The organism is Pseudoxanthomonas spadix BD-a59 (assembly GCF_000233915.3).
Lineage (GTDB): Bacteria > Pseudomonadota > Gammaproteobacteria > Xanthomonadales > Xanthomonadaceae > Pseudoxanthomonas_A > Pseudoxanthomonas_A spadix.
Genome location: NC_016147.2, coordinates 1,336,422 through 1,359,305 on the forward strand (window position 1 = coordinate 1,336,422; position 22,884 = coordinate 1,359,305).

At 69.2% G+C, this 22,884-nt stretch carries 17 protein-coding genes; 14 read left to right on the forward strand and 3 right to left on the reverse strand.

The genetic code is table 11. The annotated features are described in order from the left end of the window. The first annotated feature begins 39 nt into the window (after positions 1-39). On the forward strand, positions 40-939 hold the full coding sequence (gene folP, locus DSC_RS06040; protein WP_014160253.1) for a dihydropteroate synthase: 900 nt from the start codon (positions 40-42) through the stop codon (positions 937-939). A 10-nt stretch (positions 940-949) separates the two neighbouring features. Here folP and DSC_RS06045 read toward each other — a convergent pair whose 3' ends face one another. The 3 genes from DSC_RS06045 to DSC_RS06055 all read right to left on the reverse strand — a co-directional run bounded on the left by DSC_RS06045 (position 950) and on the right by DSC_RS06055 (position 5,127). Continuing rightward, positions 950-1,462 (reverse strand): gluconokinase, encoded by a 513-nt coding sequence (locus DSC_RS06045; protein WP_043290443.1) that lies wholly within the window; start codon positions 1,460-1,462, stop codon positions 950-952. Positions 1,463-1,564: 102 nt separating this feature from the next. Further along, the gene (gene zwf / locus DSC_RS06050; RefSeq protein ID WP_014160255.1) at positions 1,565-3,328 is read right to left on the reverse strand and encodes a glucose-6-phosphate dehydrogenase; all 1,764 of its coding nucleotides are present in this window, start codon (positions 3,326-3,328) and stop codon (positions 1,565-1,567) included. Beyond that, complete coding sequence (locus tag DSC_RS06055; RefSeq protein WP_014160256.1) at positions 3,325-5,127, reverse strand: glycoside hydrolase family 15 protein; 1,803 nt, start codon at positions 5,125-5,127, stop codon at positions 3,325-3,327. Before DSC_RS06055 ends, zwf begins: the two co-directional genes overlap by 4 nt. Before the next feature lie 250 nt (positions 5,128-5,377). Between DSC_RS06055 and hflK the strand changes: the two genes are divergently transcribed. From hflK to DSC_RS06120, 13 genes are all read left to right on the forward strand, one after another. After that, positions 5,378-6,523 carry an FtsH protease activity modulator HflK gene (gene hflK / locus DSC_RS06060; RefSeq protein WP_014160257.1) on the forward strand — a complete coding sequence of 382 codons (1,146 nt, stop codon included), beginning with the start codon at positions 5,378-5,380 and terminating at the stop codon, positions 6,521-6,523. Further along, positions 6,520-7,383 (forward strand): protease modulator HflC, encoded by an 864-nt coding sequence (gene hflC / locus DSC_RS06065; RefSeq protein ID WP_014160258.1) that lies wholly within the window; start codon positions 6,520-6,522, stop codon positions 7,381-7,383. The genes hflK and hflC overlap by 4 nt, the downstream gene beginning before the upstream one ends. Before the next feature lie 281 nt (positions 7,384-7,664). Further along, entirely contained in the window at positions 7,665-8,957 is a 1,293-nt protein-coding gene (locus tag DSC_RS06070) for an adenylosuccinate synthase (RefSeq protein WP_014160259.1), read from the forward strand. A 98-nt stretch (positions 8,958-9,055) separates the two neighbouring features. Beyond that, positions 9,056-9,586 (forward strand): MarR family transcriptional regulator, encoded by a 531-nt coding sequence (locus DSC_RS06075; protein ID WP_014160260.1) that lies wholly within the window; start codon positions 9,056-9,058, stop codon positions 9,584-9,586. 120 nt (positions 9,587-9,706) lie between these two features. Continuing rightward, entirely contained in the window at positions 9,707-10,114 is a 408-nt protein-coding gene (locus DSC_RS06080) for a hypothetical protein (protein WP_425476603.1), read from the forward strand. Between the two features lie 148 nt (positions 10,115-10,262). Beyond that, on the forward strand, positions 10,263-11,429 hold the full coding sequence (locus DSC_RS06085) for a pyridoxal phosphate-dependent aminotransferase (protein ID WP_014160262.1): 1,167 nt from the start codon (positions 10,263-10,265) through the stop codon (positions 11,427-11,429). A 7-nt stretch (positions 11,430-11,436) separates the two neighbouring features. Then, entirely contained in the window at positions 11,437-12,126 is a 690-nt protein-coding gene (locus DSC_RS06090; protein ID WP_014160263.1) for a response regulator transcription factor, read from the forward strand. Continuing rightward, entirely contained in the window at positions 12,123-13,526 is a 1,404-nt protein-coding gene (locus DSC_RS06095) for a sensor histidine kinase (RefSeq protein WP_043290444.1), read from the forward strand. Before DSC_RS06090 ends, DSC_RS06095 begins: the two co-directional genes overlap by 4 nt. Before the next feature lie 177 nt (positions 13,527-13,703). Continuing rightward, positions 13,704-14,858, forward strand: coding sequence for an efflux RND transporter periplasmic adaptor subunit (locus DSC_RS06100; RefSeq protein WP_014160265.1), 1,155 nt, complete (start codon positions 13,704-13,706; stop codon positions 14,856-14,858). 8 nt (positions 14,859-14,866) lie between these two features. Then, on the forward strand, positions 14,867-17,986 hold the full coding sequence (locus tag DSC_RS06105) for an efflux RND transporter permease subunit (protein WP_014160266.1): 3,120 nt from the start codon (positions 14,867-14,869) through the stop codon (positions 17,984-17,986). Next, positions 17,983-18,336 carry a DUF3240 family protein gene (locus DSC_RS06110; protein ID WP_014160267.1) on the forward strand — a complete coding sequence of 118 codons (354 nt, stop codon included), beginning with the start codon at positions 17,983-17,985 and terminating at the stop codon, positions 18,334-18,336. Before DSC_RS06105 ends, DSC_RS06110 begins: the two co-directional genes overlap by 4 nt. Continuing rightward, on the forward strand, positions 18,333-19,604 hold the full coding sequence (locus DSC_RS06115; RefSeq protein WP_014160268.1) for a TolC family protein: 1,272 nt from the start codon (positions 18,333-18,335) through the stop codon (positions 19,602-19,604). The genes DSC_RS06110 and DSC_RS06115 overlap by 4 nt, the downstream gene beginning before the upstream one ends. A 257-nt stretch (positions 19,605-19,861) precedes the next feature. Then, positions 19,862-22,882 carry a type I restriction endonuclease subunit R gene (locus tag DSC_RS06120; RefSeq protein ID WP_014160269.1) on the forward strand — a complete coding sequence of 1,007 codons (3,021 nt, stop codon included), beginning with the start codon at positions 19,862-19,864 and terminating at the stop codon, positions 22,880-22,882. The last annotated feature ends 2 nt before the right edge of the window (positions 22,883-22,884 follow it).

Here is a 22,884-nt window from a genome sequence, read left to right on the forward strand (position 1 = left end):
TCATGCGCGCTCGTTGTCAATGCCCACGGAGTGCGCCGCATGTTCGACACCTCGGTCCAGCTGGATTGCGCCGGGCGCCTGCTGCGCCTGGACCGTCCGCGGGTGATGGGCATCGTCAACGTCACCCCCGATTCGTTCTCCGACGGCGGCGCGCACGACACGCTGGAGGCGGCCGTCGCCCATGGCCTGCAACTGGCTGCCGAAGGCGCCGACCTGCTGGACGTCGGCGGCGAGTCCACCCGCCCGGGCGCGCAGCCGGTGCCGCTGGAAGAAGAGCTGCGCCGGGTGGTGCCGGTGATCGAGCGGCTCGCGCGCCAGACCACGCTGCCGATCAGCATCGATACCTTCAAGCCGGCGGTGATGCGCGCGGCGGTGGCCGCCGGCGCCGGCATGATCAACGACATCCGCGCACTGCGCGAGGACGGCGCGCTCGAAGCGGCCGCCGAACTCGGCGTGCCGGTGGTGCTGATGCACATGCTGGGCCAGCCGCAGTCGATGCAGGATGCGCCGGTGTATGACGACGTGGTGGGCCAGGTGCATCGGTTCCTGGCCGAGCGGATCCTTGCCGCGGAAATGAGCGGCATCGACAGGAAGAAGCTCGTGGTCGATCCCGGCTTCGGCTTCGGCAAGACCACCGCGCACAACCTGGCGCTGCTGGCCCAGCTGCAGCGCTTTGGCGAACTGGGGGTGCCGGTGCTGGCCGGGCTCTCGCGCAAGCGCAGCATCGGCGAAATCACCGGGCGCCAGGTGCCGGCCGAGCGTCTGGCCGGCTCGGTCGCCGCGCACCTGATCGCCGCCCAGCGCGGCGCGATGATCCTGCGCGTGCATGACGTGGCCGCCACGGTCGACGCGCTGAAGGTCTGGGCGGCGGTGGCTGCCGTGCCGATGCCGCGTGCCGATGCGCCGGCGGCGCAGGTCCGCTGGCCCGACGAAGATTGACCAGCTCAGCTCAGCGCAGGGCAGGGAGCTGGGCGATGATCTGGGCGACCGTGCCTTCGACCGGGCCCTTGGGCACCACCCGCACGGCGCGTTCATCGGCCGCTGGCGGTTCCAGCGTGGCGAGCTGGTCATCGAGCAGGCTGGCCGGCATGAAATGGCCGGACCGGTGTCCGATGCGCTGCTCCAGGGTGGCGCGGTCCACGTCCAGCCACACGAACACCATGTCCGGATCGGCCTGGCGCAGCACATCCCGGTAGCGGCGCTTGAGGGCCGAGCAGGACACCACCACGCGGTGCTGCAATGCGCGTTGCTCGGCGATCCACGCGGCCACCTTCTGCAGCCACGGCAAGCGGTCGGCATCGTCCAGGGCGATACCGGCGCGCATCTTCTCCACGTTGGCGGCCGGGTGCAGGTCGTCGGCGTCGAGCACATGACAGTCCAGCTCGGCGCCGAGCAGGTTGGATATCGTGGTCTTGCCGGAGGCCGAAACGCCCATTACCACCAATGTCCCGGGATTGCTCATGGCTGCGCCTTCGCGTGAAAGGAATCGGATCGGATCAGGGCGAGGCGATGCAGACCACGCCGTACGGCACTGGGCCGCGTCGCGGTCTGCGGGCCGCGCCGGTCACCTTGCGCGCTTGCCGGTGCGCGACCTGGCCGCGGGCGGCGATGTGACGGCCTTGGTCGCGGTCTTCGCCGCGTGCCTGGCAGGCGCCTTGGTCGCGCTACGTTTCGCCGGCGCCTTGGCAGGCGCGGCCGCGGCCGCCTTCGGGGCGCGCTTGTTCTTCGTCGCGCCTGGATCGACTGGACGCCGCGCACGCTGCGGCGGACGCGTGCGGCCCGGGGTCAACACCCGCCAGGTGCGTCCGCCGTCCAGCGCCAGCAGCGCATCGGCTGCGGTCGGGCCGGCGCTGCCGGCGGTGTAGTTGGGGAAATCGGTCGCCGGCTGCCTGGCCCAGGCATCCAGCACCGGCTGCACGATGCGCCAGGCCGCATCGACCATGGCCGCGTCCTGGAACAGGCCGGCCTCGCCGCGCATGCAGTCGTGCAGCAGGCGCTCGTAGCCGACCGTGTTCTGCTGCGGGAACCAGTCGCGGTAGCGGAAGTCCATCCGCACCGGTGCCAGGGCCACCGGATAACCCGGGCGCTTGACGTCGAACTGCAGCGAGATGCCCTCGTCCGGCTGGACGTGCAGCACCAGCCAGTCCGGCCCGTAGCCGCCCACGGCGGTGTGCCGGAACGGCGCCAACGGCGCCGGCTTGAAACGGATCGCCACCTCGGTGGTACGGGTGCGCAGGCGCTTGCCGGTGCGCAGGTAGAACGGCACCCCGGCCCAGCGCCAGCTGTCGATGGCCAGCTTGATCGCCACGTAGGTTTCGGTGTCGGAGGTGGGCGAGACCGTGTCCTCATCGCGATAGGCCGGCACCGCCTGGCCATTGACCGTACCGGCCGCATACTGGCCGCGCACCACATCATCCGGGCCCAGCGGACGCACTGCCTCGATCACTTCCGAGCGCCGGCGCAGCATCGCCTTGGGGGTGAACTCGCTGGGCGGTTCCATCGCCACCATTGCCAGCAGCTGGAACAGGTGGTTGGGCACCATGTCGCGCAGTGCGCCGGTGGGTTCGTAGAAGCTGCCGCGGCCTTCCACGCCGATCGTCTCGGCGGCGGTGATCTGCACGTGGTCGATGCGGTCCCGGTTCCAGACCGGTTCGAACAGGCCGTTGGCGAAACGGAACGCCAGGATGTTCTGCACCGTCTCCTTACCCAGGAAATGGTCGATCCGGAACACCTGGTCCTCGCTCAGCACCTTGCCGATCTGGGCATTGAGCGCGCGGGCGCTGTCCAGGTCGTGGCCAAAGGGTTTTTCGATGATGACCCGGCGCCATGGGCCCTCCTGCGCCTGCTTGACCAGGCCGGCGCGGCCCAGTTCGCTGACCGCCTGGCCAAAGAAACGCGGTGCGGTGGCCAGGTAGAACAGCGCATTGCCCTGGGTATCGTGCTTGTGGTCCAGCTCGGCCAGGCGCGTCTTGAGCGCGCGGTAGTCCGTGGCCACGGTGAAGCTGCCGCGCTGGTAGTACATGCGTCTGGACAACCAGCGCCAGGTGTCCTCGTCGATGCCGTCGGCCTGGAATTCGCCGCCCCCGCGCTTGGCCTGGCGACGCAGCGCATCGCCGATCATGCGCCGCCAGGCGGCCTCGCTGATGTCGCCGTGATCGAAGCCGACGATGGCGAAGCGCTCGTCCAGCTGCCCGGCGCGCTTGAGGTTGTACAGCGCCGGCATCACCAGGCGCCGGGCCAGATCACCGCGTGCGCCGAACAGCACCAGTACGCACGGCGGTGCCAGGGCGGAGGAGTCGGTCACGCCGGGGGACGGGGTATCGTTCATGCATGAACCTCCGCGCTGGTGCGCTTGGCGTTGTGGGCATCGTTGAGACGGTAGGCGGCGTTGACCAGCGCCACGTGCGAATACCCCTGCGGGAAATTGCCCAGCATGCGCTTGCTGCGCGGGTCGTATTCCTCGGCCAGCAGGCCGACGTCGTTGCACAGGGCCTGCAGGGTGTCGTAGAGCGCGGTGGCCTGCTCGGTACGGCCGAGCATCACCAGCGCCTCGACCAGCCAGAAGCTGCAGGCCAGGAAGGTGCCTTCGCCGGGGGGCAGGCCATCGGCGTGGTCGTGGGTGTGATAGCGCTGGACCAGGCCATCGACAGTCAGTTGCGCCTGGATCGCCTCGACCGTGGCCACGATCCGCGGATCGTCTGCCGGCAGGAACCCCACCAGTGGCATCAGCAGCAGGGCCGCGTCCAGCGCATCGCTGTCGTAGCTCTGCACGAAGTAGCCGTCGGCGTGCAGGCCGCGTTGCAGGATCTGCGCATGGACCTGCTCGGCCTGCACCTGCCAGCGCTGCCGATCTTCCTGGCTGAAGCCGCTCTGGTCATTCTGCGAGGCCAGATGGAAGGCCAGCCACGCCATCAGCTTGGAATGGGTGAAATGGCGGCGTCCGCAGCGCACTTCCCAGATGCCTTCGTCCGGCTCCTGCCAGCGGGCCTCCAGCTCCTGCAGGAAGGCGCGCTCGAGCTGGTTGCCGTCTCTGCCGACCTTCATGCCGCGCATGCGCGCCACCTCGAACAGCGCGATCAGCTCGCCGTAGACGTCCAGCTGGAACTGGCACGCGGCCGCGTTGCCGATCCGGACCGGGGCCGAGCCCTCATAGCCGGGCAGCCAGTCGGCGACCCATTCCTGCAGCCGGCGTTCGCCGCCGACCCCGTACAGCGCCTGCAGCTGGTCGGGCGTGCCGGCCACCGCGCGCTTGACCCAGTCGCGGAATGCGCCGGCTTCATGGCGGAAACCGGCGTTCATCAGTGCCAGCAGGATGAAGCTGCTGTCGCGCAGCCAGCAGTAGCGGTAGTCCCAGTTGCGCTGGCCTGCGATCTTCTCCGGCAACGAGGCGGTGGGCGCGGCGACGATCGCGCCGGTGGGCAGGTAACTCAGGCCCTTGAGCACCACCAGCGAGCGCCTGACCTGCGCGCTCCAGCGCCCGGCCGGTGCGCAGCGCGCGGACCAGTCTTCCCAGAAGGCCAGGGTGGCCTCCAGCGCATCCTGCGGTTCCAGCGCCGGTGGGCGCTCCAGGTGCGAGGCGCCGTGGCTGAGCACGAACCAGGTCGATTCACCGGCGGCCAGGGTGAAATCGGACTGCGAGGTCAGGTCGCGGCCTTGCATCGCCACCGGCGTGCGCAGCAGTACCTGATCGGGACCGGCCACGGCCCGCAGCGCATCGTCGTCCTCGGTCACCCACGGCACGATGCGGCCATAGCCGAAGCGCAGGACCAGCTCGGTGCGCATCGGCACGCGGCCCTGGACGCCCTCCAGGCAGCGCACCAGGTGGCTGTGCGGATGGCCGTTGCCACTGGCAACCATGAAGTCGATCATCCTGACCACGCCGGTGGCGGTGGTGAAGGTGGTTTCCAGGATCAGGCTGCCGTCCAGATAGCGGCGCGTGCTGGTGGCCTGGTCGTCCTGCGGACACAGCAGCCAGCGGCCGTGTTCCGGGGTGCCCAGCAAGGCGGCGAAGACCGCATCGGAATCGAACCGGGGCAGGCACAGCCAGTCGATGGAGCCGTTACGGGAGACCAGGGCGGCGCTGCGGCAGTCGCCAAGCATTGCGTAGTCTTCGATCGGGGTCGACATGGGTCCTGTTCCGGTAAAAACGTGGCAGTTCTACCAGCGCCCATGTCGTCCCGGCGTGCGGGTTCGGTGCCATCGGCAGGACACACGGTGTCGGCGCGGCCCGGCGCGCGGGCCGATGTGCTTGCAATATCGGCCCTGCAGCGCCATGACAGGCCTGTCAGCGGGTATGCCGGTGGCGACCTAGTAGAATCGGGCGGCGCTGCGTTCCGGGGAACTGGAGCGCGTGCACCTCATCAATTTTGGAGTGGGCATGGCCTGGAACACCCCTGGTAGCGGTTCGGGAGACAACGGTGGCGGCAGCGGATCGGGCGGGGGACGCAATTCCTGGAAGCCAGGCCGCGGCGCCGCGGACAACCTGCTGGATCGGCTACGCACCCTGCTGGCCGGTGGCGGTGGCAGCAATCCGCTGCGCTGGATCGGGCTGATCGTCGTCCTGGTCCTGGCCTTCAGCAGCTTCCAGCTGGTGGGCGAGCAGCAGCGCGGGGTGGTCCTGCGCTTTGGCCAGTTCGCCCGCATCATGCAGCCCGGCCCCAACTTCAAGTGGCCCTGGCCCATCGAGACCGTGCGCACAGTGGAAGTCACCACCATCCAGACCTTCAGCAATACCCTGCCGGTGCTGACCAGCGATGAGAACATCGTCAATGTCACGGTCAACGTGCAGTACCGCATCGACGATCCGCGCCAGTACCTGTATGGCACCGCCGCGGCCGACCAGGTACTGACCCAGGCCGCGCAGAGCGCGGTGCGCGAGCAGGTCGGCCGGGCCACGCTGGAGGATGTGCTGAACAAGCGCGGGCCGCTGGCCATCGCCGCCAAGGATCGCCTGCAGGCCGCGCTCAACGCCTATCGCAGCGGCATGGCCGTGACCGACCTGACCCTGCCCAACGCCCGCCCGCCCGATGAGGTCAAGCCGGCCTTCGACGACGTCAACAGTGCCCAGCAGAGCCGCGAGCGTCTGGTCAACGAGGCCCAGGCCTATGCCGCCCGCGTGGTGCCCGAGGCCCGTGGCGAAGCCGCGCGCACCCGCACCGCCGCCCAGGGCTACAAGGAGGCCGCCATCGCCAACGCGCAGGGCGATGGCGATCGCTTCACCCTGCTGCAGCAGCAGTACGCCGCCGCCCCGGAGACCACCCGCAAGCGCCTGTGGCTGGAGACGTTGGAACAGGTGCTGGCGCACAACCGCAAGGTCGTGGGCGGCGACGCTCGCCAGCTGATCTACGTGCCGATGGACGGCAACGCCCAGGCCCAGCTGCCACCGGCCACCAGCCTGCCGCGCCTGCCGGCCGAGACCTATCTGCCGCCGCTGGAGGGCACCGGCAGCAACGCCGCCGGCAGTTCGGGCAGCGACATCGTGCGTCCGGCCCGACCCAGCGGCCGCGAGGAGGCCCGCCCATGAAGACTTCCGCAACCGTGGCCCTGATCGTGGCCGTCCTGCTGGCGCTGATGGGCTCGGTGTTCGTGGTGCGCGAAGACCAGACCGCGATGGTGCTCAACCTGGGCCGCGTGGTCCGCGCCGACCTCAAGCCGGGCCTGCACTTCAAGCTGCCGGTCGTGGAAACCGCGCGGGTGTTCGACCGCCGTTTCCGGATCATGGACACCACCCCCGAGCGTTACTTCACCAGCGAGCAGAAGGACGTGTCGGTGGACTTCTTCGCGATCGGCTACATCTCCGATGTGCGTGCCTACTACCGCGCCACCGGCGGGCTCGAGGACGTGGCCGACAAGCGCCTGGCGCCGATCATCACCAACTCGCTGCGCAACGAGATCAACTCGCGCACGCTGACCCAGCTGGTCTCCGGTGACCGCAGCGAGATCATCGCCGGCCAGCTCAAGGGGATCAACGCGGCGATCAAGAACCTCGGCATGCAGCTGGTGGACATCCGCCTCAAGCAGATCGACCTGCCGCAGGACAGCAAGGTGCTCAGCGAGGTCTACGACCGCATGCGTGCCCAGCGCCAGCAGGTGGCCAGCGCCCTGCGCGCCGAAGGCGAGGAACAGGCCCGCACGATCAAGGCCGAGGCCGACCGCCAGCAGGTGGTGATCGCCGCCGAGGCCGAGCGCGATGCGCAGCGCCTGCGCGGTGAAGGCGACGCCCAGGCCGCCCAGCTCTATGCCAGGGCCAGCGCCACCGATCCTGGCTTCTACGCCTTCTATCGCAGCCTGGAGGCGTATCGCAATTCCTTCTCCGACGGCAATGCGGTGATCGTGCTGGACAAGAACGATCCGTTCCTGCAGTACATGAAGAGTGATCGTTGATCATCTGATCGGCTGATCCACTGGCGCGGGCGCCTTGGGCGCGCCGCGTTGCGTCACCAGGTTCCGCGGTGGTCCGCGCCGCCGAAAACCCGGATAATGCACAAAAGCCGGCCGGGCGCTTCCCACCAGAAGCACCCACCGGCTTTTTCCGTGTCCCGGGGCACGGCGCCGCACGCGGCATGCCCCGATGGCGTGCCGGCCCACGTGCGCAACGCCGGTCCCGGGCAGCGCGGTCCAGGTCCGCGGCCCCGATGGCCGCAACAAGAACAGGAGTACCGGTCATGGGTCAGTCAGTGGTGGTGTTGGGCGCCCAGTGGGGCGATGAAGGCAAGGGCAAGATCGTCGATCTGCTCACCGAGGAGATCGGCGCGGTGGTGCGCTTCCAGGGCGGCCACAATGCCGGTCATACCCTGGTCATCAACGGCAAGAAGACCGTGCTGCACCTGATCCCGTCCGGGATCCTGCGCGATGACGCGCTGTGCCTGATCGGCAATGGCGTGGTGATCAGCCCGGCGGCGCTGAAGAAGGAAATCGACGAGCTGGAAACCTCGGGCGTCGAAGTGCGTTCGCGCCTGAAGATCTCCCCGGCCGCGCCGCTGATCATGCCTTACCACATCGCCCTGGATCAGGCCCGCGAGAAGGCCGCCGGCGGCAAGGCCATCGGCACCACCGGCCGCGGCATCGGCCCGGCGTACGAGGACAAGGTCGCCCGCCGCGGCATCCGCGTGGCCGACCTGCGCTATCCCAGGCAGCTGGAAGAACTGCTGCGCACCGCGCTGGACTACCACAACTTCGTGCTGACCCATTACCTGAAGACCGACGCGGTCGACTTCCAGAAGACCTACGACGAAGCCCTGGCCTTCGGCGAATACGTCGAGCCGATGAAATCCGACGTGGCCGGCATCCTCCACGACCTGCGCAAGCAGGGCAAGCGGGTGTTGTTCGAAGGTGCCCAGGGCGCGCTGCTGGACATCGACCACGGCACCTATCCGTACGTCACCAGCTCCAACACCACCATTGGCGGCGCACTGGCCGGCACCGGGGTGGGCGCGCAGTCGATCGACTACGTGCTGGGCATCGCCAAGGCCTACGCCACGCGCGTGGGCGGTGGCCCGTTCCCGACCGAGCTGGACGACGAGATCGGCCAGGGCATCCGCGACCGCGGCGCCGAGTACGGTGCCTCGACCGGACGCCCGCGTCGCTGCGGCTGGATGGACATCGTCGCGCTCAAGCGCGCGGTGGCCATCAACGGCATCTCCGGCCTGTGCATCACCAAGCTGGACGTGCTGGACGGCATGGACAAGCTGAAGATCGCCATCGCCTACCAGTACCGTGGCAAGCGCACCGAGTACGCGCCGCTGGACGCGCAGGGCTGGGACCAGATCACCCCGGTGTACCTGGAGTTCCCCGGCTGGAGCGAGAACACCCACGGCATCACCGAGTGGGACAAGCTGCCGGCCGCCGCCCGCGCCTACCTGCGCGCGCTGGAAGAACTGGCCGGCTGCCCGATCAGCATCGTCTCCACCGGCCCGGACCGCGACCACACGATGGTGCTGCAGGATCCGTTTGCCTGATCCAAGCGAGGGCAGGCGCATCGAAGAAGGCCCCGAGAGGGTCTTCTTTTGGCTGACAAGCCTTTTATATTCGCTATTTGCGAATAGCGAATGCGGGCATGGACCTGAAACCTCAAGAGCTGCTGGTGTTGCTGAAGGTGTCTGCGCACCCGAAGCGGAAATTCACCTTCGCCGCGCTTGCCCAGGAACTGGCCATGAGTGCGGCGGAAGTCCATGCCAGCGTCAGGCGGGCGACGGCCGCCGGATTGGTGAACGCTCGGGGCAGGGGCGACTGGTCGCCGATCCGGCCGGCACTGCAGGAGTTCATGCTCCACGGCGCCCGCTACGCGTTCCCGGCCGAAATCGGGCCGGTCAAGCGTGGCGTGCCGACGGCGCATGGGGCCGAGCCGCTCGCCAGTGTCCTGCGCAACGAAGGCGACACGCCGGTGTGGGCGCATCCGCAGGGCAGCGCCCGTGGACCCTCGGTATCTCCGATCTACCGCACCGCGCCACAGGCCGCGCTTGTCGATCCACAGTTGCATCGCCTGCTGGCCCTGCTGGATGCACTGCGCATTGGGCGCGCGCGCGAGCGCGAACTGGCCGCGCAACTCCTGTCCGATGCGTTGAGGCCGCTCGATGCGGCGGCCTGATCCCAATCTTCCGCACCTGGAGATCATCGCGGAAGCCTTGGGCGACCTGCGCGAACAGGTCGTGTTCGTCGGCGGCTCCACTGCCGGTCTGCTATTGACTCCGGCGTCGTGTTGGACCTGATGCCTACCGATGCCTCGGTACTTGGGTTCTCCAACAACTGGTATGGGGAGGCCATCGCCACCGCCCAGGAGATCGCGCTACGCAACGGGCTGAAGATCCGGCTGGTCAGCGCGCCTGCCTTCGTCGCGACCAAGCTGGAGGCTTTCCTCAGCCGCGGCAAGGGCGACTTCCTTTCCAGTCACGACCTGGAAGACGTGCTGAATGTTGTCGATGGACGGCCCGAGCTCAGTCAGGAACTCGCTGCGGCCTCGCTCGGCCTCAGGCAAGCAGTGGCTGCCATCATCTCTGGTCTCTTGGTCAATCCCGATTTCACCAACTGCCTGCCTGGTTTGGTTGCCGATGCGGAGCGGGCCGGCGTCGTCCTTGAGCGTCTGCATCGAATGGCACCGGCAAATGAGCGCGAATAGAACATCCAACGCTTCACCTCGCGCCGACTTCGATCCATCCAGGGTCGTTGCGGAAGGCGGGCTCCCAGCGGCCAGCGGGCGTCGTTTGGCCCGACGATGCATCGGCTATCTTGAAGCCCCATCGTGATCTTCTTCAGTGAACTCCCACATGAGCAATCCCCTGAGCATCCGCCCGCTCGTTGCACACATGCCCGAATCCCAGATCCGCGAAGTGGCCAATGCCGGTCTCGGCGTGGCCGGCGTGTTGCCGTTCTGGTTCGGCGAATCGGACATGCCCACCACGGCGGAGGTCACCGCTGCGGCGACCGCGGCGCTGGCGCGCGGCGAGACGTTCTATTCGCACAACCTCGGCCTGCCCGAGCTGCGCCAGGCCATCGCCGGCTACGCCTCGGCGCTGCACGGGCCGATCGGCGCCGACCGCATCGCGGTGACGTCCTCGGGCGTCAATGCGCTGATGATCGCCAACCAGCTGCTGCTGGAGGCCGGCGACGAAGTGGTGGTGATCACCCCGGTATGGCCCAACCTGGTCTGGCAGCCACGCCTGCTCGGCGCGCAGGTGCGCGAGGTGAGCCTGGCCCCGACCGCCGATGGCTGGCAGCTGGAGATCGAGCAACTGCTGGCCGCGATCACCCCCGCCACGCGCCTGCTGATCCTGAGTTCGCCCAACAACCCGACCGGCTGGACGCTGACCGGCGCCGAGCAGCAGCGCATCCTCGACCATTGCCGCCACACCGGCACCTGGATCCTGGCCGACGAGGTCTATGAGCGCCTGTACTACGTGCCCGGTGCCACGGCCGCACCGAGTTTCCTGGACATCGCGCAGGCCGCCGATCGCCTGATCGTGGTGCAGAGCTTTTCCAAATCCTTCCTGATGACCGGCTGGCGGCTGGGCTGGCTGGTCGTGCCGGCGTCGCTGGTGCGCCAGGTCGGGGTGCTGATCGAATACAACACCTCGTGCGCGCCGGTGTTCGTGCAGCGCGCCGGCCTGGCCGCCATCGACAATGCGGCCACCGTGGCGCCGCTGGTGGCGCATCTGCGGCAGTGCCGCGACACCCTGGTCAACGCGCTGGCGCCGCTGCCCGGGGTGCAGGTCATCCCCGCCGATGGCGGCATGTACGTGCTGCTGCGCGTGCAGGGCCACGACGACTCGCTGGCCCTGGCCAAGCGGCTGGTGGTCGAAGCCAGGCTGGGCCTGGCCCCGGGCAGTGCCTTCGGCAGCGCCGGCGAAGGCTGGCTGCGCTGGTGCTTCGCCTCGCGCGAGCTGGGGCGGCTGGAAGAAGGCGCGGCGCGGCTGCAGAAGTTCCTGGTGGGGTGAGCGCGACATGCGCATCCTGATCGTCGAAGACTCCCAGACCCTGTCCGAGGCACTGGATCGACGCCTGCGCCAGGAGGGCTATGCCTGCGACATCGCGGCCGACGGCGTGGCGGCGCTGGAATTCCTGCGCCGCTATCGCTACGACGCGATCGTCCTGGATCTGATGCTGCCGCGACTGGACGGCTTCGGCGTGCTGCGCCAGATGGGGCGCGAGAGCGGGGCCGCGCCGGTGCTGGTGCTGTCGGCGCGCGAGCTGGTCGATGACCGGGTCAATGCGCTGGACGCCGGGGCCGACGATTACCTGGTCAAGCCCTTTGCACTGGACGAGTTGCTGGCGCGGCTGCGCGCGCTGGTGCGTCGCCCCGCGCAACGCGACGCGCCGGTGCTGCGCCATTGCGAGCTGGAAGTGGACCCGCGCGCGCGCGCCGCCCGCTGGCGTGGGCAGGACCTGCGCCTGACCCCCAAGGAATACGGATTGCTGGAACTGCTGCTGCGTCGGCAGGGCGCGACGCTGTCCCGTACCCAGATCTTCGAGCATCTCTACGACAGCCGCAGCGATGCCTCGGACAAGGTCGTGGAGGTCATCGTCAGCACCCTGCGCACCAAGCTGGCACGCCATGGCATCGGCGATCTGATCCAGACCCGGCGCGGCTTCGGCTATGTTTTCGATGAGCCGTTGAAGACGCACCTGCCTTGAACGCGCCATCGACGCCGGGCGCAGGCTCGCCGCCCTCCTGGTCATTGCATCGCCAGCTGGCGGTGGGCCTGGCGCTGAGCATCGGCTGCGTGTTCGGCGTGCTGTTCCTGGCGCTGGACTACTGGATCGACCGGGAGATCTACCAGCGCATGGACCTGGCGCTGCTGGAGCGCGCCGGGGCGGTGGGCCGGGTGCTGCAGGAGCAGGACCTGCGCGAGCTGGAACGGCTCATGCCCGAGTACGAGTCCGAGCGGCACACCGAATTCTTCACCGTGTTCGATGCCCATGGCCGCAGCCTGCTGCTGTCACCCAACAGCGCCGGCAGCGCGCTGTCGATGGGCCCCGAGGGCAGCGGCACGCCGCGCTATTTCGACCTGGTGCTGCCCGATGGCCATGCCGGCCGGGCGCTGGCCACGCGCCTGCCGTCGCGCTCGGCCGATGCCGCCCCACGCGTGCTGGTGGTGGCCACCGAGCGCGAGAACTGGGACCGGACCGAGGGGCGCATTCATTTCGCCCTGCTGGGCGGGATCGTGCTGGCCCTGGTGCTGGCCGTCGGCCTGGGCCTGCTGGTGGTCCGGCATGTGATCACCCTGTTGTACCGGGCCGGCGCCAGGGTCGCGGCGCTGGACGCCGAAGCGCCCATGCAGCCCATCGGCGACGAGTTTCCGAGCGAGCTCAAACCCTTCGCCGAGGCCTTCAACACCGGCCTGCAGCGCCTGTATGCGGCGATCGCACGCGAACGCCGCTTTGCCCGGGACGTGGCCCATGAGCTGCGCACCCCGCTGGCCGAAATCCGCGCCAGCGCCGAAGCCGCACTGGCCGATGCCGATCCGGCCCAGGCCCGGCGCAGCCTGCACGCGGCCGTCCAGGCCAGCACGCGCATGCAGCGCAGCGTCGATGCGCTGCTGCTGCTGGCCCGGCTCGAATCCGGCCAGGCTGCGATCGCGCCCGATCCGCTGGACCTGGCCGACCTGGTCGCTGGGCTGGTTGCGGCCCTGCACGAGCTGGCGCTGTCGCGCGCGATCACGGTCCACACCGAGCTGCCACCGTCGGCCTGGGTACAGAGCGATCTGGGCATCGTCGAGCGGATCGTGTCCAACCTGTTGCGCAACGCGCTGGAATATTCGCCCGAAGGCGGGCAGGTGGTGTGCCGCGTGCGCCGCGAAAGCGCGGGCTGGTTGCTGATCATCGACAACCCCGCGCCGGACCTGGAGGCGGCCGACCTGGAGCACTTCGGTCATCGGTTCTGGCGCAAGCATCCCGAAGGCGGCACCGCGCACCATGCCGGCCTGGGCCTGGCCCTGACCCATGGCCTGGCCCAGGCGCTGGCGCTGCCGCTGCGCTTCGATCTGGACGGCGGCCGGTTGTCGGTGCGGCTGGGGCCGTGGCCGGCGCTGTAGCGCTGTAGACCGCGCCGGGCAGGGCCGGCCGCAGCGGCGGATCGTGGTGCGCCAAAGCTTGGCCAAAGCTTGGCCCGGCAGGATGTCGGTCCCCGTCCATGTCCGATCGACCTCGATGCGCCACTTGTCCATTGGTTTTCCGGTGCAAGCCCGCAGCCCCCATGCGGCGGTTCGGCCATGAGCCCGGCTCCCCCAGGCCGGGCGCGCCGGCGCCGGCCGCTGATCTGGCTGGCCGCTGCGGTGGTGCTGGCCGCGGTGCTCGCGGTGTGGCTGTGGCCTTCCCGTGCGCCGAACAGCGTTGCGCCGGCGCCGCCGGCCGCCAGTGCCGAAGGCGGCGTGGATCTGACCGACGCCCAGATCCGCAACCTGGGGATCGAAAGCGCCGCGGTCGCGGCCGCCACCGAGCTGCCGTTGCCCGGCCTGCCGGCCCAGGCCGCCGCGCCGCTGGAGGCCAGCGCGCAGGTGGCGGTGCCGTATGCCGGGGTGGTCACCCGCATCCTGGTCGACGAGGGCGGCTCGGTGCGCAAGGGCCAGCCGCTGGCACGGCTGCAGAGCCTTGACCTGCTGACCGCGCAGGCCGACCTGGCCCGGGCACGCAGCGAGGCGGCGGCGGCTTCGCAGCAGGCGCGCCGCGACGCGGCGCTGCTGGCCGAGGGCATCATCGCCGCTTCGCGCAACGAGCAGAGCCAAGCCCGCGCCAGCGCCGCCGAAGGTGCGCGCCGCCAGGCCGAGGGCGCGTTGTCGCACGTGGGCACCGCGACCGGCGGCCAGCCCGGCGAATACGCCTTGCTGGCGCCGATCTCCGGCACGGTGCTGCGCCGGATGGTCGCCCCCGGGCAGGCGCTGGCGGCGCTGGAGCAAGCCTTCGTCATCGCCGAGCCCGGCCCGCTGGATGTGACCTTCACTGCGCCGGTGCGGGTCCGCAATGCGCTGGCGCCAGGCCTGGAAGTGCGCCTGCCCGATGGTGGCAGCGCGCGCGTGGTCGCGGTCGGCGCCGACACCGATCCGGCCAGCCAGAGCCTGCGCGTGCGTGCCCGGGTGGACGATGCGACGCCCGCGGCCGGCTACTCGGCGGGCCAGCAGTTCAGCGTGACCTTGCTGTTGCCGGCCCCGGCCGGCACCTGGGCCGTGCCCACTGCCGGGTTGCTGCCTTCCGGACAGGGCCAGGTGCTGTACCGGCGCGATGGCCGTCACTTCCGCGCGGTGCCGGTGCAGGAACTGCTCGGCGGCGATGAAGCCATCAGCATCGTCCGCGCCGATGGGCTCGGTCCCGGCGCGCAGGTGGTGACCCGCGGCACGGCGCTGCTCAAGTCGCTGATCCCGGCGGAGTGACGCCAGCCATGCTTTCCCGGCTCATTGAATTCTCGCTGCGCCAGCGCGTGCTGGTGCTGCTGGCTGCCGTCGCGCTGGCCGGCGCCGGCGTCGCCGCGTTCCTCAGTCTGCCGATCGATGCCTATCCGGACATCTCGCCGACCCAGGTCAAGTTGATCCTCAAGGCGCCGGGGATGACCCCGGAAGAGGTCGAGTCGCGGGTCATCTCGCCGCTGGAGATGGAGCTGCTCGGCGTGCCGCAGGGCGTGATGCTGCGCTCCACCGCCAAGTACGCCATCGCCGACATCACCCTGGACTTCGCCGAGGGCAGCGACATCTACTGGGCCCGCCAGCAGGTCGCCGAGCGCTATGGCAACGTCGCGCCGAACCTGCCCGCCGACGTCAGCGGCGGCTTGGCGCCGATCTCCACGCCGCTCTCGGACGTGTTCATGTTCACCATCGAGGGCGGCGGGCTGTCCCTGGCCGAACGCCGCAGCCTGCTCGACTGGACCCTGCGCCCGGCGCTGCGCACGCTGCCCGGCGTGGCCGACGTCAACGTGCTCGGCGGCCAGGCGCGCAGCTTCACCGTGATCCCCGATCGCGCGCGGCTGTCGGCGGCCGGGCTGCACTTTCGCGACGTGATCGACGCGATCGGGCGCAACAACCGCAACGACGGCGCCGGCCGCGTCGATGCCGGCGAGGACACCCTGATCGTGCGCGCCGAGGGCGCGATCCACACCCTGGAGGACCTGTCGCGGATCGTGATCCGCCCCGGCCCGGCGCCGGTGCGGATCGGCGATGTCGCCCAGGTGCGCACCGACGCGCTGACCCGCTATGGCGCGGTCAGCCGCGACGGCGCCGGCGAGGCGGTGGAGGGCATCGTGGTGGCCCTGCGCGGTGCCGACGCCTCGACCCTGGTGCAGGCCATCCGCACGCGCCTGGACGAGCTGGCGCCCAGCCTGCCGGCCGGGGTCAAGGTGGTGCCCTTCTACGACCGCAGCACCCTGATCACGCGCGCGGTCAGCACGGTCGAGCACGCGCTGATCGAAGCCACCGTGCTGGTGGTGATCCTGCTGCTGCTGTTCCTGGGCGAGTTCCGCGCCGCGCTGGTGGTGGCCCTGATGGTGCCCTTCGCCACGCTGGGCACGTTCCTGCTGATGCGCCTGACCGGCATGAGCGCCAACCTGATGAGCCTGGGCGGCCTGGCGATCGCCATCGGCATGCTGGTCGATGCGGCGGTGGTGGTGGTCGAGAACGCGGTCAGCCGGCTGGCCCCCGATGCGCCCGGCGCCCACCTGCCGCGCGTGCACCGGGTGTTCGCGGCCGCACGCGAGGTCGCCACGCCGGTGGCCGCCGGCATCCTGATCATCTGCCTGACCTTCATGCCGCTGCTCACCCTGCAGGGGCTGGAGGGCAAGCTGTTCGCACCGGTGGCGCTGACCATCGTGTTCGCACTCGGCGCCTCGCTGCTGCTGTCGCTGACGCTGGTGCCGGTGCTGGCCTCGCTGCTGCTCAAGGAGCGCGCGCACAGCGAACCGTGGCTGATGCGCCAGGCCGACCGGCTGTACCGGCCGCTGCTGGAGCAGGCGCTGGGCCATCCCGGGCGCGCGGTGGCGCTGGCGGTGGTCGCGCTGGTGCTTGGCGCCGCCGCCTACCTGGGCACCGGCAAGACCTTCATGCCGACCATGGACGAGGGCGACATCCTGCTGCAGTTGCAGAAGCCCGCCTCGATCGGCCTGCAGCGTTCGCTGGAGATCGATCTGGCAGTGGAAAAGGCCATCGCCGCCAACGTGCCGGAGGTGCAGCACAGCATCGGCCGGGTCGGCTCGGACGAGCTGGGCCTGGACCCGATGGGCCTGAACGAGACCGACCTGTTCATGCAGCTCGCCCCGCGCGAGCAGTGGCGGGTCAACGACAAGGCCTGGCTCACCGACCGCATCCGCGAACAGATGACCGCCTTCCCCGGCCTGGACTTCGGCTTCACCCAGCCCATCGAGATGCGCGTGTCGGAGATGCTTACCGGCAGCCGCGGCGATGTGGCGATCAAGGTGTTCGGGCCGGATCTGTCCACCCTGGGCGAGCTGGCCCAGCGCATCGCCGCGGCCGTCGAGCGGGTTCCCGGCGCGCAGGACGTGCTGACCCAGTCCACCGACGGCGTGGAGTACCTGCAGGTGAAGGTGGATGCACAGGCGGCCGGACGCGCCGGCCTTGCGGTGACCGACGTGCAGGACGAGCTGCGCGCGCAGCTGGAAGGGGTGCCGGCCGGCATCGTGATCGAGCCCGACCGGCGCACCCCGATCCTGGTGCGCGGCGATGCACAGGTGCGCGGTTCGGCGGCGCGGTTCGGGGAGCTGCAGCTGGCCCGCGGCGATGCCGGGCAAGTGCCGCTGGCCGCCCTGGCCACGATTGCCTCGACCTCCGGGCCGGTCCAGGTGCGGCGCGAGAACGGCTCGCGCTTCTCGCTGATCCAGTCCAACGTCAGCGGCCGCGACCTGGTCGGCTTCGTCGAGGAGGCGCGCGCTGCGGTCGCGCGCGATGTGCCGCTGCCGCCGGGCTACCGGCTGGCCTGGGGCGGCCAGTTCGAGAACCAGCAGCGCGCCGCCGCGCGCCTGGGGCTGGTGGTGCCGGTCGCGCTGGGGCTGATCTTCCTGGTGTTGTTCATGACCTTCGGCTCGGTGCGCCAGGCCCTGCTGATCCTGGGCAATGTGCCGTTCGCGATGGTCGGCGGGATCCTGGCGCTGTGGCTGGCCGGGCAGTACCTGTCGGTGCCGGCCTCGGTGGGCTTCATCGCGCTGCTCGGCATCGCCGTGCTCAACGGCCTGGTCCTGGTGTCGCATTTCAACCAGCTGCACGCGCTTGGCCATCCGCTCGAACATGTCGTGCGCGAGGGCGCCTGGCGCCGGCTGCGCCCGGTGCTGATGACCGCCACCATCACCGCCTTCGGCCTGGTGCCGCTGCTGCTGGCCAGCGGCCCGGGCTCGGAGATCCAGCGTCCGCTGGCGATCGTGGTGATCGGCGGGCTGGTGACCTCCACCGCGCTGACCCTGCTGCTGTTGCCGGTGATGTACCGCCGTTACGGCCAGCCGCCGGCGCCGGCGTCGCGACCGCCGTCCACGCCCGCGGCGCCCAGCACGGAACTGCACCCATGAGCCTGCCCGGCGAAGACCACGTTGCGCACCGCCAAGCCACACCGGGGGCCGGGTTGGTCCGCCTGAACCTGGTGTTTCCGCCCAGCCTGGAGGATGCGGTGACCGAGGCGTTGCTCGCCGGCCCGGCGCTTCCCGGCTTCACCCTGTTCCATGCCGAAGGCCACACCAGCGACTTCAGCCGCGCCTCGGCCAGCGAACGGGTGCGCGGCCGGGTCGAGCGCCGCGTGCTGTGGGTGGTGATCGAATACGCGCGCCTGGATGAGGTGCTGTCCGTGCTGCACGCGCGGGTCGCATCGACCGAGGTGCGCTGGTGGGCCGAGCCGGTGATCGCCTCCGGGAGGCTGGCATGAGCCCGCTGCAGCGCCTGCTGGTGGCCGTGCTGGCGTCGCTGCCGGCCGCCGCGCTGGCCCAGGATTACCTGCCGCCCGAGCACCTGGTCGGCATCGCCCTGGAGGCCCAGCCGAACGTGCGCGCGGCCATGGCCCGGGCCGGCGCGGCCACTGCCAATGCCCGTGCGCTGTCGGTGGGAAGCCACGAATTCGAGGCCAGCGTGATCCCGCAGTACCGGACCACCGACGCCGACGGCGACTTCCGCGAATGGGAAGCCCTGCTCAGCCGTCGCATCCGCCTGCCCGGCAAGGCCCGGCTGGACCGCCAGATCGGCGACCACACCCGCAGCGCCGCCGATCTGCGCCTGGACGATGCCGAACACCAGGCCGCGCGGCGCCTGCTGGAGCTGTGGATGGGCTGGCTGGGCAGTTCGGTCAGCGCCGAGGAAACTTCGGCCCAGCAGGCGCTGCTGGTCCGCGAACGCGACGCGCTGGCACGCCGCGTGGCCCTGGGCGATGCCGCGCAGCGCGACCTGGAACTGTTCGAGGCCGAGCGCGCGCAACTGGCGGTGCAGGCGATCGGCGCGCGCGCCGCCGCGATCGCCGCCCGGCAGGCGCTGGCCGCCGAATTCCCGCAGATTCCCCTGCCGGAACGGGCACCGGCGTTACCCGAACCGGTGGCCTTGCCCGGTGACGTCCAGGCCTGGCGCGAGCTCATCATCGCCCGCAGCCATGAGATCGGCATCGCCAGGGAGGACGCCACCCGCCAGTCGCTGGTCGCCGCGCGTGCCCGCGCCGACCGCCGGCCCGACCCCAGCGTCGGCGTGCGGGTGATGTCCGACCGCAGCAACGATGAACGCGCCATCGGCCTGGTCCTGAGTGTTCCGATCGGCAGCGCCTATCGCAGCGCACAGGCTGCCGCCGAGAGCGCCAACGCCACCGCCGCCGAAGCCGACGCCGATGCCGTGCGCCTGATGATCGAGCAGGCGGCATGGGCCACCGCCCAGGCCGCGCAGGACCGCATGGTGCAGTGGCAACTGCAGCAGCAGTCCCTGGCCGCACAGACCGCCGCCAGCACCCGCACCCGCCGCGCCTGGGAGCTGGGCGAGATCCCGCTGAGCGAGTACCTGCTGGCCCAGCGCAACCAGCGCCAGGCCCAGCTGGCCGAGGCCCTGGCGCGGGTGCAGGCCCTGCAGGCGATCCTGCTGGTGCGCGTGGACACCCACGAGCTCTGGCATCCGGAACTGGCCTCGGCCCAGCCGCATGCCGGCGGCGAACCTTCGCCATGATCGGCGTCCAGACCCGCGTCAAAGCGCGCGCGGCGCCTGCCGAAGCTCCAGAGGCAGGATTGAAGCAGCACAAGCGCTGAGTTTTCAGCCCGCCGCCGCAAATCACGCCCCCGCATCGCGGGGCCTTTTGCTTTTCGCGTGCCTCGGCGCGGCCTCGATGGTTCAGGAGTGGAGGCAGCCGGTAAACTCGCGCCTCAAACCATGCGGCCTGGATGTCTCTCAAGGCACCGCGCTGCTCGTCCGGGAACGAGGGTGCCATGCACGTCAAGGAAAGCTCCATCGAGCAGGAGCTGATCGACAAGCTCGGAGAGCTCAAGTACACCCTGCGCCCGGACATCCGTGACCGTGCGGCCATGGAGCGCAACTTCCGTGAGAAGTTTCAGGCGCTGAACCGGGTCAGCCTGACCAATGCCGAGTTCCAGCGCCTGCTGGACGAGATCGTCACGCCGGACGTGTTCAAGGCCGCCCAGACGCTGCGCCACCGCAACGCGTTCACCCGCGACGACGGCACGCCACTCAACTACACGCTGGTCAATATCAACGACTGGTGCAAAAACGACTTCGAGGTCGCCAGCCAGTTCCGCATCAATACCGAGTACAGCTATCACCGCTATGACGTGCTGCTGCTCATCAACGGCGTGCCGGCGGTGCAGATCGAGCTGAAGACCCTGGGCATCAACCCGCGCCGGGCCATCGAGCAGATCGTCGAGTACAAGAACGACCCGGGCAACAGCTATACCCGCACGCTGCTGTGCTTCATCCAGCTGTTCATCGTCAGCAACCGTGACTTCACCTACTACTTCGCCAACAACAACGCACGCCACTTCGCGTTCAACGCGGACGAACGCTTCCTGCCGATCTACCAGTACGCCGCGCCGGACAATACCAAGATCAACGGCATCGACGCCTTCGCCGAAGCGTTCCTGGCCAAGTGCACGCTCGGGCAGATGATCAGCCGCTACATGGTGCTGGTGGCCAGCGAGCAGAAGTTGTTGATGATGCGGCCCTACCAGATCTATGCGGTCAAGAACATCGTCGAGTGCATCGACAAGAACCTCGGCAACGGCTACATCTGGCACACCACCGGCAGCGGCAAGACGCTCACCAGCTTCAAGGCCTCCACCCTGCTCAAGGCCAACCCGGCCATCGAGAAGTGCCTGTTCGTGGTGGACCGCAAGGACCTGGATCGCCAGACCCGCGAGGAATTCAACCGCTTCCAGCAAGGCTGCGTCGAGGAAAACACCAACACCGGCGCACTGGTGCGTCGCATGCTGTCCGACGATGCGGCCGACAAGGTCATCGTTTGCACCATCCAGAAGCTGGGCCTGGCGCTGGACGAAAACAGCAAGCGCAACAGGAGCCGCGAAAGGCGCGGGCTGGCCAGCCACACCGAGCAGCTCGAAGCGCTGCGCGACAAGCGCATCGTCTTCATCTTCGACGAATGCCACCGCTCGCAGTTCGGCGACAACCACCAGGCCATCAAGGAGTTCTTCCCCAAGGCCCAGCTGTTCGGCTTTACCGGCACGCCGATCTTCGAGGCCAACGCCAGCTACAAGCGCATCGAGGGCGAAGAGCAGACGCTCAAGACCACCGAAGACCTGTTCCAGCAGTCCCTGCACGAATACACCATCACCCACGCCATCGAGGACAGGAACGTCCTGCGCTTCCACGTGGACTACTACAAACCCGACGGCAAACGCCCGCCCAAGCCCGGCGAAACGCTGGCCAAGCGCGCCATCGTCGATGCCATCCTGGCCAAGCACGACACCGCCACCGGCGGGCGCCGCTTCAATGCCATCCTCGCCACCGCATCGATCAACGACGCCATCGAATACTTCAAGCTGTTCGCGGTGGCGCAGGCCGAGAAGCAGCAGGCCGACCCGCACTGGCAGCCGCTCAACATCGCCGCCGTGTTCTCCCCGCCAGCCGACGTCAGCCCCGATGTCAGGCAGCTGCAGGAGGACCTGCCGCAGGAGCAGGAAGACAACAAGCACGATCCCGAGGCCAAGAAGAACGCGCTCAAAGCGATCATCGCCGACTACAACGCGCGCTTTTCCACCAACCACCGCATCGAGGAGTTCGACGCCTACTACCAGGACGTGCAGCAGCGCATCAAGGACCAGCAGTTCCCCAATGCCGACCTGCCGCACAAGGGCCGCGAGAAGCTGGACATCGTGATCGTGGTGGACATGCTGCTCACCGGCTTCGACAGCAAGTACCTCAACACCCTGTACGTGGACAAGAACCTCAAGCACCACGGCCTGATCCAGGCCTTCAGCCGCACCAACCGCGTGCTCAACGACACCAAGCCCTACGGCAACATCCTCGACTTCCGCGGCCAGCAGAAGGAGGTGGATGCGGCCATCGCGCTGTTCTCCGGCGCCAAGGCCGACAAGGCGCGGGAGATCTGGCTGGTCGACACCGCGCCCGTGGTCATCGACAAGCTGAAGGACGCGCGCGGCAGGCTCGACCGCTTCATGGCCTCGCAGGGGCTCAGCGGCAAGCCGGACGACATCGCCAACCTCAAGGGCGACGCCGCCCGCGCCGCCTTCGTCGAGCACTTCAAGCAGGTGCAGAAGCTCAAAGTGCAGCTGGACCAGTACACCGACCTCACACCCGAACAGGCGCAGCAGATCGACCAGGTGCTGCCGCGCGACGAGCACAACGCCTTCCGTGGTGCCTATCTGGAAACCGCGCAGCGGCTGCGCGCCCAGCAGGCCAAGTGGTCAGGCCAGAAAGACGGGGCGGCCGATGAGCAGATTGACCAGCTCGATTTCGAGTTCGTGCTGTTTGCCTCCAGCACCATCGATTACGACTACATCATGAAGCTGATCGCCGACTACTCGGCCAAGGCGCCCGGCAAGGCCAGCATGAGCCGCGAGCAGCTGATCGGCCTGATCGCCTCTGATGCCAAGTTCATGGACGAGCGCGAGGACATCAGTGAGTACGTGCGTGGCCTCAAGGCCGGCGAAGGGCTCAACGAGGCCGCCATCCGCGCCGGCTACGAACGTTTCAAGCAGGACAGGGCGGCGCAGGAAATGGCCGCGCTGTCCGACAAGCACGGTCTGCCCGTGACCGCGCTGCGGGCCTTCGTCGATGCCATTCTCGCCCGCCGCATCTTCGACGGCGAACAGCTCACCGAGCTGCTTTCGCCGCTCGATCTGGGCTGGAAGGCGCGCACGCAGAAGGAACTGGCGCTGATGGGCGATCTGTTGCCGTTGCTGAACAAGCGGGCGGGTGGACGCGAGATTGCCGGGCTCAAGGCGTACGAGGAATGATG

Bases quoted from the DNA above. Each gene is read 5' to 3' on its own strand.
- folP (WP_014160253.1), top strand. From the start codon at position 40: ATGTTCGACACCTCGGTCCAGCTGGATTGCGCCGGGCGCCTGCTGCGC.
- DSC_RS06045 (WP_043290443.1), bottom strand. From the start codon at position 1,462: ATGAGCAATCCCGGGACATTGGTGGTAATGGGCGTTTCGGCCTCCGGC.
- zwf (WP_014160255.1), bottom strand. From the start codon at position 3,328: ATGAACGATACCCCGTCCCCCGGCGTGACCGACTCCTCCGCCCTGGCA.
- DSC_RS06055 (WP_014160256.1), bottom strand. From the start codon at position 5,127: ATGTCGACCCCGATCGAAGACTACGCAATGCTTGGCGACTGCCGCAGC.
- hflK (WP_014160257.1), top strand. From the start codon at position 5,378: ATGGCCTGGAACACCCCTGGTAGCGGTTCGGGAGACAACGGTGGCGGC.
- hflC (WP_014160258.1), top strand. From the start codon at position 6,520: ATGAAGACTTCCGCAACCGTGGCCCTGATCGTGGCCGTCCTGCTGGCG.
- DSC_RS06070 (WP_014160259.1), top strand. From the start codon at position 7,665: ATGGGTCAGTCAGTGGTGGTGTTGGGCGCCCAGTGGGGCGATGAAGGC.
- DSC_RS06075 (WP_014160260.1), top strand. From the start codon at position 9,056: ATGGACCTGAAACCTCAAGAGCTGCTGGTGTTGCTGAAGGTGTCTGCG.
- DSC_RS06080 (WP_425476603.1), top strand. From the start codon at position 9,707: ATGCCTACCGATGCCTCGGTACTTGGGTTCTCCAACAACTGGTATGGG.
- DSC_RS06085 (WP_014160262.1), top strand. From the start codon at position 10,263: ATGAGCAATCCCCTGAGCATCCGCCCGCTCGTTGCACACATGCCCGAA.
- DSC_RS06090 (WP_014160263.1), top strand. From the start codon at position 11,437: ATGCGCATCCTGATCGTCGAAGACTCCCAGACCCTGTCCGAGGCACTG.
- DSC_RS06100 (WP_014160265.1), top strand. From the start codon at position 13,704: ATGAGCCCGGCTCCCCCAGGCCGGGCGCGCCGGCGCCGGCCGCTGATC.
- DSC_RS06105 (WP_014160266.1), top strand. From the start codon at position 14,867: ATGCTTTCCCGGCTCATTGAATTCTCGCTGCGCCAGCGCGTGCTGGTG.
- DSC_RS06110 (WP_014160267.1), top strand. From the start codon at position 17,983: ATGAGCCTGCCCGGCGAAGACCACGTTGCGCACCGCCAAGCCACACCG.
- DSC_RS06115 (WP_014160268.1), top strand. From the start codon at position 18,333: ATGAGCCCGCTGCAGCGCCTGCTGGTGGCCGTGCTGGCGTCGCTGCCG.
- DSC_RS06120 (WP_014160269.1), top strand. From the start codon at position 19,862: ATGCACGTCAAGGAAAGCTCCATCGAGCAGGAGCTGATCGACAAGCTC.